The sequence below is a fragment of the Brevundimonas sp. SS2672 genome, assembly GCF_059579685.1.
In genome coordinates this window covers 2,007,554-2,023,713 of record NZ_CM184201.1, presented here as the reverse complement: position 1 = coordinate 2,023,713, position 16,160 = coordinate 2,007,554, and the positions used below count along the sequence as shown (strand labels likewise).

The 16,160-nt window shown below is 64.8% G+C and carries 12 protein-coding genes and 1 pseudogene; 3 read left to right on the top strand and 10 right to left on the bottom strand.

The window, feature by feature from the left end:
* Window positions 1-39: 39 nt before the first annotated feature.
* Entirely contained in the window at window positions 40-2,823 is a 2,784-nt protein-coding gene (locus AC52GN_RS10165; protein WP_496526964.1) for a TonB-dependent receptor, read from the top strand.
* 90 nt (window positions 2,824-2,913) lie between these two features.
* Here AC52GN_RS10165 and AC52GN_RS10160 read toward each other — a convergent pair whose 3' ends face one another.
* Window positions 2,914-4,134 (bottom strand): MFS transporter, encoded by a 1,221-nt coding sequence (locus tag AC52GN_RS10160; protein ID WP_496526963.1) that lies wholly within the window; start codon window positions 4,132-4,134, stop codon window positions 2,914-2,916.
* A 33-nt stretch (window positions 4,135-4,167) separates the two neighbouring features.
* Window positions 4,168-4,992 carry an aldo/keto reductase gene (locus AC52GN_RS10155; RefSeq protein ID WP_496526962.1) on the bottom strand — a complete coding sequence of 275 codons (825 nt, stop codon included), beginning with the start codon at window positions 4,990-4,992 and terminating at the stop codon, window positions 4,168-4,170.
* Between the two features lie 113 nt (window positions 4,993-5,105).
* Between AC52GN_RS10155 and AC52GN_RS10150 the strand changes: the two genes are divergently transcribed.
* A complete protein-coding gene (locus AC52GN_RS10150; protein WP_496526961.1) occupies window positions 5,106-6,008 on the top strand; it encodes a LysR substrate-binding domain-containing protein in 903 nt (300 codons plus the stop codon).
* Between the two features lie 14 nt (window positions 6,009-6,022).
* On the opposite strand, the gene AC52GN_RS10145 is transcribed toward AC52GN_RS10150, so the two are convergent.
* The 6 genes and pseudogenes from AC52GN_RS10145 to AC52GN_RS10120 all read right to left on the bottom strand — a co-directional run bounded on the left by AC52GN_RS10145 (window position 6,023) and on the right by AC52GN_RS10120 (window position 10,338).
* Window positions 6,023-6,385 carry a hypothetical protein gene (locus AC52GN_RS10145; protein WP_452111492.1) on the bottom strand — a complete coding sequence of 121 codons (363 nt, stop codon included), beginning with the start codon at window positions 6,383-6,385 and terminating at the stop codon, window positions 6,023-6,025.
* Between the two features lie 172 nt (window positions 6,386-6,557).
* Window positions 6,558-7,286, bottom strand: a pseudogene (locus tag AC52GN_RS10140) (alpha/beta fold hydrolase); the annotation flags it as partial.
* A 298-nt stretch (window positions 7,287-7,584) separates the two neighbouring features.
* Window positions 7,585-8,136, bottom strand: a complete 552-nt coding sequence (locus AC52GN_RS10135; protein ID WP_496526960.1) for a TetR/AcrR family transcriptional regulator — start codon at window positions 8,134-8,136, stop codon at window positions 7,585-7,587.
* Window positions 8,137-8,210: 74 nt separating this feature from the next.
* On the bottom strand, window positions 8,211-8,528 hold the full coding sequence (locus AC52GN_RS10130) for a DMT family transporter (RefSeq protein WP_291776412.1): 318 nt from the start codon (window positions 8,526-8,528) through the stop codon (window positions 8,211-8,213).
* 49 nt (window positions 8,529-8,577) lie between these two features.
* A complete protein-coding gene (locus tag AC52GN_RS10125) occupies window positions 8,578-9,345 on the bottom strand; it encodes a 3-oxoacyl-ACP reductase family protein (protein ID WP_496526959.1) in 768 nt (255 codons plus the stop codon).
* Window positions 9,346-9,375: 30 nt separating this feature from the next.
* Window positions 9,376-10,338 (bottom strand): LysR family transcriptional regulator, encoded by a 963-nt coding sequence (locus AC52GN_RS10120; RefSeq protein WP_496526958.1) that lies wholly within the window; start codon window positions 10,336-10,338, stop codon window positions 9,376-9,378.
* A 105-nt stretch (window positions 10,339-10,443) separates the two neighbouring features.
* On the opposite strand from AC52GN_RS10120, the gene AC52GN_RS10115 reads away from it, so the two are divergent.
* A complete protein-coding gene (locus AC52GN_RS10115) occupies window positions 10,444-11,322 on the top strand; it encodes an NmrA/HSCARG family protein (protein WP_496526957.1) in 879 nt (292 codons plus the stop codon).
* A gap of 56 nt (window positions 11,323-11,378) precedes the next feature.
* On the opposite strand, the gene AC52GN_RS10110 is transcribed toward AC52GN_RS10115, so the two are convergent.
* Entirely contained in the window at window positions 11,379-12,833 is a 1,455-nt protein-coding gene (locus AC52GN_RS10110; protein WP_496526956.1) for an amidohydrolase, read from the bottom strand.
* 79 nt (window positions 12,834-12,912) lie between these two features.
* Window positions 12,913-15,999 carry a TonB-dependent receptor domain-containing protein gene (locus tag AC52GN_RS10105; protein WP_496526955.1) on the bottom strand — a complete coding sequence of 1,029 codons (3,087 nt, stop codon included), beginning with the start codon at window positions 15,997-15,999 and terminating at the stop codon, window positions 12,913-12,915.
* Between the last annotated feature and the right edge of the window lie 161 nt (window positions 16,000-16,160).

The window sequence follows — 16,160 nt, the reverse complement described above, 5'->3', positions numbered from 1 at the left end:
GCCGCACACCTAAGAGGCGGCGGGAGGAGAGGATCGATAATGTTCAGGAATCGCATCGAACAGGTGAGAAACGGCGCGTGCGTCGCCGCTCTCGCCCTGGCTGCGGCCACGGCCGCCGCCGCGCAGGAGACGCCACAGGAGCCGACCGAGGTCGGAGAGGTCGTCGTCACCGGCTTCCGCGCCAGCCTGCAGAGCGCCACCAACATCAAGCGTAATGAAACCGGGGTCGTCGACGCCATCGTCGCGGAGGACATCGCGGCCTTCCCCGATATGAACCTGGCGGAGTCGCTGCAACGGATTCCTGGGGTGGCCATCACGCGCGTGGGAGGGGAAGGGCGGCAGATCTCCGTGCGCGGCCTGGGACCCGACTACACTCGCGTTCGCATCAACGGCATGGAGGCCCTGGCCACTTCGGGCGGCACCAGTTCAGGCGGCGCAGTCGGCAACAACCGGGGCCGTGGCTTCGACTTCAACATCTTCGCGTCGGAGCTGTTCAATCGTCTGACGGTGCGTAAGTCCGCTTCGGCCGATGTCGAGGAAGGCTCGCTGGGCGCTACGGTCGACCTGAACACCAGCCAGCCGTTCGATTATCGGGAGCCGACCTTCGTTGCGGCGGCCCAGATCGGCTACAATGACTTCTCCGGCAATTCCGACCCGCGCATTGCCCTTCTGGGGACGCGGACCTGGATGGACGGCAAGATCGGCGCCTTGGTCAGCGTGGCCTTCGGTCAGCGTAACACCTTGGAAGAACTGCACGGCACCACCCGCTGGGGACCGGCCGGGGCCAACAACGGTTTCGCCGACACCAGCGCCCTACCGGGTTATGACTGGACGGCCAATTCGGCCAACGGCGTCTTCCACCCCCGCAATCCCAGCTACAACAGCTACGAGCATTCCGAGGACCGCCTGGGCGTAACCGCTGGTCTCCAGTTCCGGCCCTCCGATCGGACGCTCATTTCGCTAAACGGTCTGTACGGGCGACTGAAGGGCGAGCGTGACGAGCGTCTGCTGCAGGCCATCTCCTTTTCTCGAAGCGGCGTGGCGGGCAAGAAAGGCACCACCATTGTCGATGGCGAGATCGACGAGAACAACAACCTGATCTACGGCCTGTTCGACGGCGTGGACATGCGCAGCCAGGCTTCGCGTCACGAACTGTCGACCACCTTCAAGCAGGCGACTCTCGATTTCCGCCATGATTTGACCGACCGCCTGACCCTGACGGGCATGATCGGTCGAGCGGAGTCTGATTTCGACTCGCCGGTGAACGTTACCGTCACTTTCGAGAATCTGGACGCCAACGGCTATTCCTACGACTATCGCGGCGGTCGCCGTGCGGCGGCCGTGGCCCTGGGATTCGATCCGACTGACCCGGGCAACTGGGCGACGGTGGCGGGGAACTCCGCTCTGAACATCGATCAGAACGAAGTGTCGAACACCTTCGACAACGCCAAGCTGGCGCTGGCCTACGAGGTCAGCCCCCACCTGCGCGTGCATGGCGGCGTCGATTGGAGAAAGTTCGAGTTCGCCTCGCAACAGAGGCTGCGGGTTGCGGGGGAGACCGACATCCCGGTGCTGACGCCGGCGCAGCTAGCGCAACTGTCCACGGTCTTCTCCGGCTTCGGCGACGGCCTGGACCTGCCGAACGGCAGTCCGACGGCCTGGCTTGTTCCCGATGTGAAGGCTTACATCGATGCCTTCGATGTCTTCAGCAACACGGGCCTGTTCGAGATCGGGGACATCGAACAAGCCGAGGCGCGCGGCGGCAACACCTGGGTTACGGAAGAAAATTTCGGAGCCTATCTGCAGGCTGATTTCAACTTCGCCCTGGGACGTTTCCCGGTACGCGGTGATATCGGGATGCGCTATGTGAAGACCGACCAAAACTCCTCCGGCTATGCGGCCGTGGGGTCGGTGATCCAACGCGTCGACGCCGAACGCAGCTACGAAAAATGGCTGCCGTCGATGAACCTGGCCCTGGAGTTGTCAGACACCACCCTGGTTCGTTTCGCGGCCGCCCAAACCATCGCTAGACCGCCGCTCGGCAGCGTCAGTCCTGGCGGCGACATCAGCGTGCAGGGCGGCAACCGCAGCTATTCCAGCGGCAACCCCTATCTTGAGCCGACGGAGTCCAACAATCTGGACCTATCCTTTGAATGGTATCCGCGGGAGGGCGGCCTGCTCTCGCTGGGACTGTTCTACAAGGACATCTCCACCTTTGCGCAGACGCTTCGGACGACGGCGCCCTACAATACCCTGGGCCTGCCGCTGGAGTTGCTGAACGGCACCATCGCCGTCCCGACCGATGATTTCGAGGTGACCCGGCCGGTCAACACCGACGGTGGAGAACTGTCGGGGGTGGAACTCAATGTGCGTCGAGACTTCGATTTCCTGCCAGGTCTGTGGTCGAACCTGGGGGCGATGGCGAACTACACCTATGTGTCGTCGGATATCGAGTATCTGACGTCGTCCACTCCTGGCGCCCCGACCGTGAATTCAACTCTGGTCGGCCTGTCCAAGAACGCCGCCAACGGCACCCTCTACTATGAGGACGACCGGCTGAGCGTAAGGGGATCGGTAGCTTATCGCTCAGGCTATCTGACCCAGGTTCCGGGGCGTAACAGCAACTTTGAGGAAGGCGCCAATGAGACGGTGAACTTCGATATGCGGATCAGCTATCAGCTGAATGACAGTCTCGAGGTTTCCCTTGAGGGCATCAATCTGACAGATGAATTCGAGAGCCGCTATGTCGATGTCAGCAACCGACCGTGGGTCTATTCGCATACCGGGCGTCAATTCTACCTGGGCCTCCGGTACACCTACTAGGCCGCAAGGGGCCTAGGCCCTGATTTCTCCCGTCAGGGTTAATGGGCGCCGCGACCGCGGCGCCCATTTTTGTTGCCCGAATCCTCGGCGTTATCGGCCGCTTTCCTTGGCGATCGGAAGGTGTGGAGCCCGGGACGGCCGGGCTGTGAGCAGGACCATGCCGAAGCCGGCCGCCGCCAGCAGGCCGCCCGCGACGGGCACCGCGGCATAGCCCAGGTTCAGGCTGATGACGGCGGCGCCGACGGCCGCGCCCAGGGCGTTGCCCAGGTTGAACGCCCCCACATTGATGGAGGAGGCCAGGCCCGGCGCCTCGGACGCCGCTTCCATGACGCGCATCTGCACCGGAGGGACGATGGCGAACGCCGCGCCGCCCCAGAGCAGCAGGCCGATCGCGACGCCGACGGGACTGCTGAACACGAACGGCAGGACGAACATGATGAGAGCCAGGGCGCTGAGGAAGATCTTGGTCGCGCCGTCCAGCGACCAGTCGGCCAGTCGTCCGCCCAGCCAGTTGCCGATGGTGAAGCCGACCCCGATCAGGGCGAGGCTGAGCGTGACGAAACCGTTCGAGGCGCCGGTCAGGGTCTGAAGGGCCGGGGCGACATAGGTGTAGAGGGTGAACATGGCGCCGGCTCCCATGACGGTCGTCGCCATGGCCAGAAGCACAGGGCCGCGGGTGAGAACGCGCAGTTCGTGTCGCAGGTCCGGCATGGCGCCGCGTTCGCCCTTGGGCAGGGCGAACCACAGGGCCGCGATGGCGAGGACGCCGATCAGGGCCGTGCCGGCGAAGGCCATGCGCCAGCCGATCTGCTGGCCGATCCATGTCGCGGCGGGCACCCCTCCGATATTGGCGATGGTCAGGCCCATGAACATGGCGGCGACGGCGCTCGCCTGCTTGTCCTTGGGAACGACGCTGGCCGCCACGACGGCGCCCAGGCCGAAGAAGGCTCCGTGGTTGAGGCTTGTCACCAGACGCGCGGCCAGCAGGGTGAAGTAGCCGGGCGCCATGGCCGACATCAGGTTGCCGATGGTGAAGATCGACATCAGCAGGATGAGGGCCGTTCGCTTGCCGAAGCGGGTGAAGGCCAGCGTCATGATCGGGGCGCCGATCATGACGCCCATGGCGTAGGCGCTGATCAGCAGGCCGGCCTTGGGGATCGAGACGTCGACCCCCTGGGCGATCACGGGCAGCAGGCCCATGGGCGAGAACTCGGTGGTGCCGATGCCGAAGGCGCCCACGGCGAGCGCCAGCAGGGCCCAGCGGGCGTGCGCGGGTTGGGCGGCCGGCGTTGCGGTCGCGGAAGCGGTCATGTCCATCTTCATCTTCCTCAGGGCCCGGATTTCCTAGGCGTCCCAGGCGGGGGCGAGGCCGGCGGGGCTGACGAGGCGGCCGTCGGGCCGAGCCAGGGCGGCGATGGCGGCGATGTCGGCGTCGTCCAGGGCGAAGTCGAAGATGGCGATGTTCTCGGCCGCGCGCGCCGGGTTGGCGGTCTTGGACAGGGCGATGTAGCCCTGCTGGATCAGCCAGCGCAGACCGACCTGGGCGGCGCTCTTGCCGTATCTGGCGCCGATCCGCTGCAGGACCTCGTCCTTGGGCACGGCGCCGTCCGCCATGCTGTAGTAGGCGGTGACGGCCACGCCGGCTTCCTTGGCGGCGGCGGTCAGGGCGTGCTGCGGCAGATAGGGATGCAGTTCGACCTGGTTGGTCACGATCGGGGCGGCCGAGCGTTCGATCGATTCCCGCATCTGCGCGATGTTCTGGTTGGAGACGCCGATGAAACGCGTCTTGCCGGCCGCCTGGACGGCGTTCAGCCGTTCGATCTGGTCGGCGATCGGAACCTGATCGGCCGGCCAGTGCAGCAACAGGAGGTCGACCTGATCGACCTTCAGCCTATCCAGGCTCTCGTCGACCGAGGCGGCGAAGGCGTCGGCGCTGTAGTTGTCGACCCAGACCTTGGTGGTCAGGAACAGGTCGTCGCGACGGGCTCCGGCGGCCTGCAGGGCGCGACCGAGCGCGGCTTCGTTCTGATAGATCTGGGCCGTGTCGAAGTGGCGGAAACCGGCTTCGAGCGCGGCGGGAACGACGCGTTCGACCTCCGCGTCGGACATGCGGAAGACGCCGAAACCAAGGGCCGGAACGGCGGCGCCGTGAGCGGTGACGGTCTGCATCTGAAGCTCCTCGCTGTTTCTGAAGGTGCCGCGGAAGTAGGGCTTCGGTTCAAACTTGATAATCGCGCCGAAATTCCCATCATCTGTGAAATAAAATCATGGATGATGCGGCGATGGATAACCGAGCCGGCGAAATGCAGGTCTTCCTGCGCGTGGTGGAGAGCGGCAGCTTTTCGGAAGCGGCCCGTCTTCTGGGTATGACGCCCTCCACCGTCAGCAAGCTGATCTCGCGCGTGGAGGAACGGCTCGGCGTTCGCCTGATCGAGCGCTCGACGCGGCGCCTGTCCCTGACCGCTGAGGGCGAAATCTACTACGAACGCAGCCAGACCTTTTTGCAGGACCTCGATCAGATCGAGCAGGAGTTGTCGCAGGGCGCGGCCGCCACGGGCGGGCGAGTTCGGGTCAACGTCTCGGTGGCGCTGGGCGTCCTGGGTCTGGAGCCGCTGCTGCCGGAGTTCTGGAAGGCCTATCCGAATATCGTCGTCGACCTGTCGCTGTCGGACGAGATCGTTGACCTCTATCTCGACCGCACCGATATCGCCTTTCGGGTCGGCCGACTGCCGGATTCAGGCATGGTCGCGCGTCGGATCGGGACGGCGCATCGCAAGATCGTCGCTTCGCCCGCCTATCTGGCGCGTCATGGCGCGCCCCGGACGGTCGATGATCTATCCAGACACAACTGCCTGGGCTTCAACTTTCGTCGGGCCGTGCCCGTCTGGCCGCTCAAGGAACGAGGCCGTGTGGTCGAACGTGTCGTCCACGGCTCCTTGCTCGGCAACAACGGCGAGACGGTCCGGCGCATGGCCCTGGCCGATGTCGGATTGGCCCGAATGGGCGACTACCACGTCCGGGCCGATCTGGCCGCGGGCCGCCTGGTGGAGGTCCTGGGCGACGTGATCGAGCGGGACGAAGAGGAAATCCACGCCGTCTTCCTGGGCGGACCGCGCATGCCGGAGCGAGTTCGGGTCTTTCTCGACTTCGTCGTGCCGCGACTCCAGCAGTTCCTGAACGGCTGAGGCCGGGACGCCGATCACCAGGCGTCGGGTTCGCGCACCATGTGGACGATGTTGGCGGGATTCATGATCCAGCCGCCGCGAAACGCTTCACCGAGCGGCTCGATCGGATCGCAGCGTACGGCGCCGCCGTCTTCCAGTCGTTTCAAGGCGGAGGCATGGTCCGGCGTGAACAGTTCCAGCCAGACCTCGGCCTGGGTCATGGTCTCGGCTTCGTCGATCCAAAGTTGGTTCGGGCCGAGCTTGAAACCGACCGCCGGCGCCTTTTCCGCGATGGGCTCCAGGCCGACCACGTCCCGATAGAAGGCGATGACGGCCTGATATTGATGGCTCGGCACCTTCATGGCGATGTTGACGCCGCCTTCGATCTTCACACTCATCCGGGAATCCTCGCTTATCGGGTGCTGCGGGTGGAGGGGACGGGGGCTCTGCTTCTGCGGCGGACGGCGCTGCAGACTCAGCATGAGGGCGCACTTCATTGATCAGGGTGAGGAAGGCCTTGCCAGGCTCCTCGACCAGCATCTCGTGCGCTGAATGCTCGAACCAGACGAGTTGTTTGTGCGGCGCGTCGAGTCTGGCGAACCATTCCGCAGCAACTCCCGCCGAGACATTGATGTCGTGCCGACCCAGCAGCAGGAAGGTCGGAACCTCGAGTTCGGCCAGGGATGACATGGAGGTCTCCATGATTGCGGGCATCAAGCGTTCGACTGAAACGTCCTGGGCTTTCCAGACCTGCTTTACATCCTGATCCGTATAGTCGGGAGACAGGGCCATGGCCGCCCCTTCGAAGCTGGCGTCCGGGCGATTGTAGGCGGCGCCGCCGAAGGCGTTGACCCATTTGCGTTGCAGGTACAGCGACGATGTCGGGACCGGGGTTCCGCCCTCAGCGTAGGGCGCGATGGACTGGAGCTCGGATATGGCTGTCTCATTGCCCGTGTCGCGAGCGCGAGCCATCGCCCAGGCCCAGCCCCGGCGTTCGCTCTCACGCATGTCGATGACCTGGCCCGCGCCGATGTAGGCATGGAGCCATTCGGGATGACGACGCGCGACATCAAGACCCAGCCAGCTTCCCCAGCTGTGGCCGAGCAGGAAGATCTTGTCCTGTCGCGTCTCGGAACGCACCCAGCCGATGACGGCGTCGATATCCTGTTTCATCTGATCGATGGTCAGGTCGGCGACGGGATGGTCCGGGTTGTAGGATTTTCCGGCTCCGCGCTGATCCCATTGCACGACGGTGAAGTATTCGTCCCAACCCTGGGCGAAATACCAGGAGGTCGGCATGGCGACCCAGCCGGGACCGCCGTGAACCACCAGCAGGACCGGATTGCCGGGATTGCGGCTCCGCACGGAAATCCACTGATCGACGCCGTTGATATTCACGGCCTCCAGTCGTTCGATCCCGTCCGGCGTCACGATCTGTCTCAGGCCGGCGATGATCCTGACCGCCTCTGCACGGTTGCGCGGCGCCGTGTCGGATTCAGCGTGGGCCGGGAGCGAAGAGAGCAGCAACGATACCGCCGCCAAGATCGGAAATGAGAAACGCAGCACAATATTCTCCCCAAGAAGGCGAAGCGCCAGATCAGTCGGTCGGCCAGGCCAGCATGGCGGCGTCGATGATCATTCGGAGCTTCTCTGCAGAGGCGCCGTCCCGCGCCTGGATCGATAGGCCCTCCAGCACCGTGGTGTAGAAGGCCGCCAGGCGGTCGGGGTCGGCGGAGGGCGCCAGGTCCCCCTGTGCGACGCCCTCGGCGAGGCGAGCTCTGAGAGCGGCCTCGCCGTCCAGTCGATTCTTCGCGAGGAAGTCGCGCACGCCCGCATTTTCCGGGGCGCCGAGCAGGGAGGACAGGACGATCATGCACCCGCGCGGGCCTTCGGTCTCCGTATAGGCGCGGGCGTTCGCCAGCAGCATGGCCTCGACCGCTTCGCGAGCGGTCGCCGCCTCGGCGAGGCTTTGCGTGGTCGCCCGACCCTCAAGGCGGTCGTAAAGCTCGACGGCCTCTCGAAAAACCTCTTCCTTGCAGCCGAAGGTTGCATACAGGCTCGGCTTGTTGATGCCCATGGCGGCGACAAGGTCCTGGATCGACGTCCCTTCATAGCCCTGCGCCCAGAAGGTTCGCATGGCGGCGATCAAGGCGGTTTCCCTGTCAAAGCGTCTCGGTCGCCCGAGCGGCGGGCGCGGGGTCTTCTGCGGTTCGTCGAGAAGCGTCATGTTTCCATCACCCGCAGCCCTGCCACGCCGATCATGATCAGCGCCAGAAAGATCAACTTCGTCCCTGAGAGGGGCTCGCCGAGGAACAGCGCCCCGAACATCGCGACGCCGAAGACGCCTATGCCGACCCAGATAGCATAGGCGATACTCACGGGCAGACTCTTCAGGGCGACGCCAAGCAGAACCAGACTCAGCAAGGCGACGCCGACGCCGATCAGGCTCGGCCATAGCCGCGTAAAGCCGTCCGCCTGTTTCAGCGCGAGGGCCCAGACAATCTCCAGCAGGCCGGCTACGGCCAACAGTCCCCAGGCCATCGGATGTCGTTCTCCCTTGGGCGGCGGCATTGGTGCAGGCGAGCAGGCGCTAGGCCGTAAAGCCCCCGTCGATCGCCAGCGAGCTTCCAGTGATGAACCGGCTTTCCTCCCCCGCGAGGAAGCCGACGGCTGCGGCGATTTCGGCGGGCTGGGCGTAGCGCTTGACCGCCATCAACTCCAGTTCCGCAGCAACGGCGGGGCCGTCGATGGGGTTCATGTCCGTCTCGGTGGAGCCGGGGTCGACAATGTTGACGGTGACGCCGCGTTCTCCGACCTCGCGCGCCAGGCCTTTGGTGAAGCCGATGAGGGCGGATTTGCTCATCGCATAGAGGGTCACGCCGCCATAAGGCACGCGCTGGGCGAAGCAGGACCCGATGGAGATGATCCGTCCGCCGGCCTTCATGTGCGACAGCGCCGCTTGCGAGGTGATGAAGACGGCTCGTGCGTGGATCGCCAGAGTATCGTCAATCTCCTGAAGCGAAACGTCTTCGATCGGCCCTGCGGGGAAAACGCCGGCGTTGTTGACGAGTATGTCGAGGCGTCCGAACGTTTCGGCTGTCTGGTCCACGGCGTGACTGATCGCGGTCGGATCCCGGCTATCCGCCTTGAGGCCGAGAAGCCTGCCGCCGTGAACCGTCAGGGCGTCAATTAACGCCTCGGCCGACTGGTCGGAGGTCGCATAGGTGAAGGCGACGTCAGCGCCTTCGGAAGCCAGGTGTCGAACGATTGCGGCTCCGATGCCGCGCGCGCCCCCGGTAACAAGCGCGGCTTTGCCTTGGAATTTCATGCCTTCACCATTTTGTACCAATAGGTTCATTTGTGGCTGTAGGCGAAGATCCGGCCTCCATCAAGTTTTTTGTACCGAATGGTATAATTGGGTTGAGGCGTCCGGATAGAGGCGTGACGGCGACGACCCTTCAGAGGTCTTCGATCCTGAGCTGTCCGGCCAGGAGGTCGACAAAGGCGCGAACCTTGGCGGGGGGAGCTTGTTCTCGCGCCATAGCGCGTGGATCGGGACAGGCTTGGGTTCGAAGTCCTCGAGAATGACCTGCACCTGTCCCGTTTCGACGAGGCGCCGGATCTGCCACAGGGGCGAATACCCCAGGCCGAGCCCATAACTCACCGCCGCATAAACGCCAGGCATGGTGTTGCATCGAAAGGCGCCGCGAACGCCGATCCGCCTCGTCTTGCCGTCAATCTGGAACGCCCACTGATCCGACCTTTGTGCGGCGGTCCTGACGATGCAGGCGTGCTGGCGCAGATCGGTCGGACGGGCTGGCCGTCCATGTCGCTCGAAGTACGACGGCGCGCCGAAAACCACGCGACGAAGGGCGCCTAATCTTCGCCCCTGAAGACCGGAATCCGGCAGGTCCGCGATACGCACCACGAGATCGAGTTCTTCGGCGGCGAGATCCACGAAGGAATCCGACAACTGAAGATCGATCTCGACCTGCGGATGGGCCGTCATGAAGTCGGCTATGATCGGAACCAGAAAATCGGGGCCGAACAAGGTGGGCGCGCCGATGCGAAGGACGCCTGAAGGCGCGGATTTTCTATCGGCGGCCTCGAGCCGGGCCTCCTGAATATCCAGCAGGGCAGGCTTCACGCGTCGGTAGAAGGCGTGGCCCGCCTCGCTTAGCGCCGATTGTCGCGTGGTGCGATGAACGAGTTGGACGCCGACGTCGTCTTCAAGCGAGGCGAGAGAACGGCTGACCGCCTGCAGCGATCGGCCGAGGCGTCGCGCCGCAGCCGTCAAACTGCCCGTCTCGGCAATGCGAATGAAGGCTTCGAGATCTTCCAGGCGGCTCATTCGGTATCTCGATAAGTGGAAGTCAAATTTCCATTTTAAACAAATAGTCTCGAAGATCGAGAGAATTTATCGTCGCTCCATTGTCATCGAGCCAAGGAGATAGCGATGAAACGCGTGGAATCTTCCGTACTTGTCATTGGGGCCGCAGGACGGGTGGCTGGACTGGTTGTCCCCGAGTTGCAGCGTCGCGGCGTCGTCGTCCGCGCCTTGGTGCGCGATGAGAACGAGGCCGCGCTCGCCCGTTCGAGAGGCGCCGCCGAGATCGCCATTGGAGACCTGCGCGATGCCGGGAGCCTCTCGGAGGCGACACGGGGCGTGGATGGGATTTTCCATATCGGTCCGGCCTTCACCGTCGACGAGGCGGCGATGGGCCTGGCCCTGGTTGAGGCTGCGGAGCGAAGCGGCGTCAGGAAGTTTGTCTTCTCGTCGGTGATCCAGCCGACCAATAGGCGCTTGAGCAACCACGCTAGCAAGATTCCGGTAGAGGAAGCGCTTTATTCCTCCAGACTCGAGTACACGATCCTGCAGCCTGCGAACTTCATGCAAAATATCGCCATGGCTTGGCCGTCGATCCTTTCAGACGGCCGTTTCGGCGAGCCCTTTCCCAAGGACGTCAGGATCGCGCGCGTCGATTACCGGGACGTGGCCGAAGCGGCTGCAGTGGCGCTTACGCAAGATACATTGGCGTTCGCCACGCTGGAGCTATCGGCGGGCATGTTCAGTCGCAACGACATCGCTGCATTGATTTCGAAGGAAATCGGTCGACAGGTCGAGGCCGTCGAGCCGAGCTTCGACGAATGGTCCCGTCGTGTCAGCTTGCCCTATTCGGAAGACCAAATTGATCTGCTTGAAAAAGTGTATGAGCACTATTCGAATTACGGCATGGGCGGCAACAGCCTAGCCTTGACCGCTGCGCTTGGACGGGCGCCGCGATCCATGGGGCAGTATCTCAAGGACCTGGCCGCTCAGCATCCAGCGAACTGACGCGACAGCGAAGGCGACGACGAAGGCCCTCGGGACGAGCCCGAGGGCCATGACGGTCAGTCGCGGTAGTTCAGCGCCGGAGCGCGGTCGCCCAGCAGGGCGCGGTATTCGAAGTTCGGACCGCGACGTTGCTCGAACTCGGCCTTGGCGGCGGCGATGGTGTCCGGGCTCTGGAACAGTTCGGCGGTGGTCAGGGCCAGGGTCTTGGCCGCCAGGTGCGCGCCCTTCAGACCGATGGTCGTGCCGGCGGCCACCACGTTCTGCCACGAGTGGCCGGCTGAACCGGGAACGAAGGTTGCCGTCGACAGACCGACCGTCGGCGTGACCCAGGACACGTCGGAAACGTCGGTCGAGCCGCCGAAGTCGCCGCCGATCACGGCGTCCTCGATCTGACCGACGGAGGCCAGGTCAGGCTGGGTGGTCAGGGTCTTCTGGATCTCGGTCGCCAGGGCGATCTCCTCGGGCGTCCAGGTGATGCCGCCGACGCTGCGCAGGTTACGGTCCATGACATGCATCAGGGCCTCGTTCGGCAGCATGGAATAGACGCCGCCGATGGCTTCGAACTCGACGCGGGTGCCGGTGCCCAGGGCGGCGCCGTCGGCCGCCAGCTTCACCCGCTCCAGCACGTCGCGCACGATCTCCGGATCGTTGTGGCGGACGTAGTAGTAGGCTTCTGCATAGGCCGGGACGACGTTCGGCGCCTTGCCGCCGTCGGTGATGGCGTAGTGGATACGGGTGCGGTCCGGCACGTGCTCGCGCATCATGTTGACCATGTAGTTCAGCGACTCGACGCCATCGAGCGCCGAGCGGCCCTTGTCGGGCGCGGCGGCGGCGTGGGAGGCGGTGCCGTAGAAGCGGAACTTGCCCGAGACGTTGGCCATGGTGTCGCCCTGGCGGGCCGAGTTCACATTGCCGGGGTGCCAGTGCAGCGAGACGTCGACGTCATCGAAGAGGCCGTCGCGCACCATATAGACCTTGCCCGAGCCGCCTTCCTCGGCGGGCGTGCCGTAGACGCGCAGTTCGCCCTTGATGTTGTTGGCCTCCATCCAGGCCTTCACGGCGATGGCGGCGTGGACCGAGGCGGCGCCGAACAGGTTGTGGCCGCAGCCGTGGCCCGCGTGGCCGCCCGCCGATTCCTGGACCGGGCTCAGGGTCTGCGACAGGCCGGGCAGGGCGTCGTATTCGGCCAGGACCGCGATGACCGGGCCCTCGCCGGTCTTGAAGCTGGCGAGGAAGGCGGTCGGCTCATTGGCGATGCCGGGGGTCACGGTGAAACCCGCGTCGCGAAGTTGGCCCTGGAGCAGGGCCGAGCTCTGGGTCTCCTGATAGCCCAACTCGGCGAACTTCCAGATTTCCAGCGCGGCGCTGTCGAGGGCGGCCTGGTTGCGGTCGACGGTCGAGGTGATCTGTGCCTTGGCCTGGGGCGACAGTTCGGCGGCGACGGCAGGCGAGGCCAGCGGCAGGGCCAGGGCGGCGGCGAGCGCCAGGACGCGCATCGAAACGGGCTTCATCGGGAACTCCAAACGAACATCAAAAGTAGAAAGGGCGGGGACGATCATCGCCCCCGCCCGAAAAGGCCTCAAGACCGGATCAGAAGGTCTTGCGGATGCTGCCGTACCAATAGCGACCATAGGGTTGGTGAACCGTGCCCAGGTAGCCGTCGGCGGCCAGCGGCGGCTGCTCGTCGGTCAGGTTGCGCACGCCGAGGCGGATCGCGGCGCCCTCCAGCAGGCCGTTGTCGAACTCATACTCGCCGTAGAGGTTGGCGGTCATCAGCGAGTCCACGACCCAGGCCTGATTGGCGCCGTTCAGCAGGAAGTCCTGATAAACGCTGCCGGTATAGGAGGTGTAGGCGCCGACGGTGACGTTCTGATAGCGCCACGTCGCCGAGGCCGACCATTTCCATTCCGGGCGGCCGTTGTCGCGGATCAGATCGCCCGCCGCGCCGCTGAACGAGATGGTCGGGTCGATATCGCCCTTGGCCTTGGCGTCCATCAGCGCCTGAACGGCGGGAGACGGCTCCAGGTAGTATTTCAGCAGGTGCGAGAGGTTGAAGTTGGCGCTGAAGTCGCCGAACCGCGTGCCGCGCTGGCTCCACATGACGCCCAGGTCGATGCCCTGGACTTCCTGCGGCTGCAGGTTGTCGTAGAGGTCGCGCACATAGAGAATCTCGCCCGCCGGGGTCAGGCCCGTTCCGGCGTAGATGGCGATGTCCTCAGCCGTCGGATCGGCGCGGACGACGTTGGGGTTGGAACTGCCCTGCTTGCGCAGCAGATAGTCCAGCGTCAGGGCGTTCTGGCCGCGGAAGACGCCGACCATGCCTTCCTGCTGAACGTTCCACCAGTCGACCGTGATGGTGAAGTCGCCCAGGTTGGCCGGGGTGAAGTCCGGCTGAAGCACCACGCCGAACGACATGGTTTCCGACTCTTCCGGCTTCAGGTCAGGGTTGCCGGCGCGCTGTTCGGCCACGTTGCGGCGGATGCGGGCGGTGTTGACCGAGGAGGCGTCCGGGAAGGTGTTCGGCACAGTGGCGCCGACACAGCTGTTCAGCCCGGCGATGGCTCCGCGGCGCGACAGGGCCTCGCAGTAGGCCCAGTCGGTGCTGTTGTTCGAGCGGGTCACGACGGTGGCGTTGATCTGCTCCAGGTTCGGGGCGCGGAAGCCCTGGGCCCAGGAGCCGCGAACCCGCACGCCTTCGGCCAGGTCCCAGGCCACGGCGACCTTGGGCTTGGCGACGTCGCCGAAGTCCGAATAGTGCTCGTAGCGGCCGGCGATCTGGGCTTCCAGATTGTGGACGAACGGGATGTTCATCTCAGGCGAGACCAGTGGGATGGCGAACTCGAGGTAGGCCGAATAGACGTCGCGCTTGCCCTCGGTGTCCGGGTTCATCGAGGAGTTGATCAGGTCGCTGTAAACCGCGCCCGACACGTCGGTGAAGGTGGTCGTGCCGTCGATGCGGTGGTCGCGGTCGTCCAGTTGGGTTTCGTGGCGCGCCTCGACGCCCGCCGCCATGCCGACCGGACCGCCGGGCAGGGTGAACAGGTCAGGACGCGAGACCTTGAAGTCCCAAAGGGCCAGGCTGGTCTCGGTATAGCGCCGCATCTTGGTGCGGATGGCGTCCAGGGCGGCCTGGTTGCTGGGCGTGCCGTCGCCGACCCGCGGATTGGACAGGTCGCCGCCGTTGAACGGGTTGTAGGCGTCGGGCGTCGACAGGGCGAGCTGCTTCTGAAGCGCGCTGGTGACGACGTTGTCGCTTAGGTCCTCGGCGTTGGCCTCGGAGTAGAGCAGGGCGGTTTCCCAATTCCAGCCGTTCCAGTCGCCGCGCAGGCCGCCCAGGGCGCGATACTGCTTGTTGGTCACATCCACCTGGATCGGACCCAAGTCGCTGAAGCGATAGCCGCTGAGCAGGAGGTCGACGCCTTCAGCCGGGGCGGTGATGCCGGGCATACGGTTGGGGTTGACCGAGCCATCGGCGAACAGGATCGGGCCGAAGGGGTTGTAGTAGTTAGTCTTGGGGATCGTCAGAACGATGGACGACAGGGTATTGATCGGGGCCTGGCGGGCCGAGGTCTCGGCGTAGTAGCCGCCCAGTTCGCCGAAGGCCTCGACGTTGTCAGTCAGCTTGTAACGGCCGGTCATGAACAGGTTGTAGCGATCAACCTCGGGCATGACGGTAAGGTCCTCCGCGGCCAGATCAGACTGGATGGCGGGATCGACCGAGACGCCGGACTTGACGCACAGGCCGTCGCCCAGGCTGGCGGCGCAGTTGCCGAGGCTGTCGGGCTGGATGCCGAAGGCGGTGAGATTGCCGGTGGCGCCCGGCAGGCGGACGCTGCCGCCTGCGGTGCGGAAATAACCCCAAGGGCTGAGCGACGACAGGCCGTTCAGCGAGGTGCTGGTCTCATAGCCCGTGCCCGCGAACAGGGGCCGACGGTCGGACGAGGCGGTGTAATCCTGATCCAGCGTCGAAAGTTCGTCGCGGTGGTCGTAGTTGAAGAACACCGACAGGTTGCCGCGCCCATCGGCGAAGTCGTGGCCGCCATAGACGGACAGGTTGGTCTCCCACATGTCGGTGCCTTCGGCGACGCCGTACTGGGCCGAGACGGTCCAGTTGTTCATGTCGTCGCGCAGGACGGTGTTGACCACGCCGGCCACCGCGTCGGCGCCGTAGATGGCGGCGGCGCCGTCACGCAGGACTTCCAGACGCTTCAGGCCCGACACCGGGATGGCGTTGGTGTTGTAGGTCAGGACCGGCACCAGGTGCTCGTTCGCCTGCGACGTCGGGTGGCCGACGACGCGGCGGCCGTTCAGCAGCACCAGAGTGTTGCCGATGCCGAGGTTGCGCAGGTTGACCGAACCGGTGTCGCCGCGCGCCGAGTTGGAGGTCGCCGGCAGATAGGCCGAGTTGAAGGTTACATCGCCCATCTGGGGAATGGAGCGCATCAGCTCATCGCCCGAGGTGGCGGCCGACGACAGGATCTGTTCCTCGCCGATGTTGGTGACAGGCAGAGCCGCCGTCACCTTGGCACCGCGGATCTGCGAGCCGACGACGACGATCTCGTCGACCTGGGTGGCTTCCTGCGAGGCGTCCTGGGCGGTCGCCGTCGTAGCGCCCAAGAGGGCGGTGGTGGCCAGCAGGGCCGTTTTCATGCTGTGACGCGCAAAGATTGAACTCATGACATCTGCATCCCCGTTTGCGGTCAGTGCGGCGCCCTTTGATGAGGCGGCCTGTTCCCCGACCAAATTTTTGAAGAGACGAAATCCTTGAGCGCCTCCGGATGGAATCCTGCACGCGCGGCGATTTGCCTCGGTTCGGACTAAAAGCGGCCACAGACGAG

Bases quoted from the DNA above. Each gene is read 5' to 3' on its own strand.
- AC52GN_RS10150 (WP_496526961.1), top strand. From the start codon at position 5,106: ATGGATAACCGAGCCGGCGAAATGCAGGTCTTCCTGCGCGTGGTGGAG.
- AC52GN_RS10120 (WP_496526958.1), bottom strand. From the start codon at position 10,338: ATGAGCCGCCTGGAAGATCTCGAAGCCTTCATTCGCATTGCCGAGACG.
- AC52GN_RS10145 (WP_452111492.1), bottom strand. From the start codon at position 6,385: ATGAGTGTGAAGATCGAAGGCGGCGTCAACATCGCCATGAAGGTGCCG.
- AC52GN_RS10105 (WP_496526955.1), bottom strand. From the start codon at position 15,999: ATGAGTTCAATCTTTGCGCGTCACAGCATGAAAACGGCCCTGCTGGCC.
- AC52GN_RS10110 (WP_496526956.1), bottom strand. From the start codon at position 12,833: ATGAAGCCCGTTTCGATGCGCGTCCTGGCGCTCGCCGCCGCCCTGGCC.
- AC52GN_RS10160 (WP_496526963.1), bottom strand. From the start codon at position 4,134: ATGACCGCTTCCGCGACCGCAACGCCGGCCGCCCAACCCGCGCACGCC.
- AC52GN_RS10130 (WP_291776412.1), bottom strand. From the start codon at position 8,528: ATGGCCTGGGGACTGTTGGCCGTAGCCGGCCTGCTGGAGATTGTCTGG.
- AC52GN_RS10165 (WP_496526964.1), top strand. From the start codon at position 40: ATGTTCAGGAATCGCATCGAACAGGTGAGAAACGGCGCGTGCGTCGCC.
- AC52GN_RS10125 (WP_496526959.1), bottom strand. From the start codon at position 9,345: ATGAACCTATTGGTACAAAATGGTGAAGGCATGAAATTCCAAGGCAAA.
- AC52GN_RS10115 (WP_496526957.1), top strand. From the start codon at position 10,444: ATGAAACGCGTGGAATCTTCCGTACTTGTCATTGGGGCCGCAGGACGG.
- AC52GN_RS10155 (WP_496526962.1), bottom strand. From the start codon at position 4,992: ATGCAGACCGTCACCGCTCACGGCGCCGCCGTTCCGGCCCTTGGTTTC.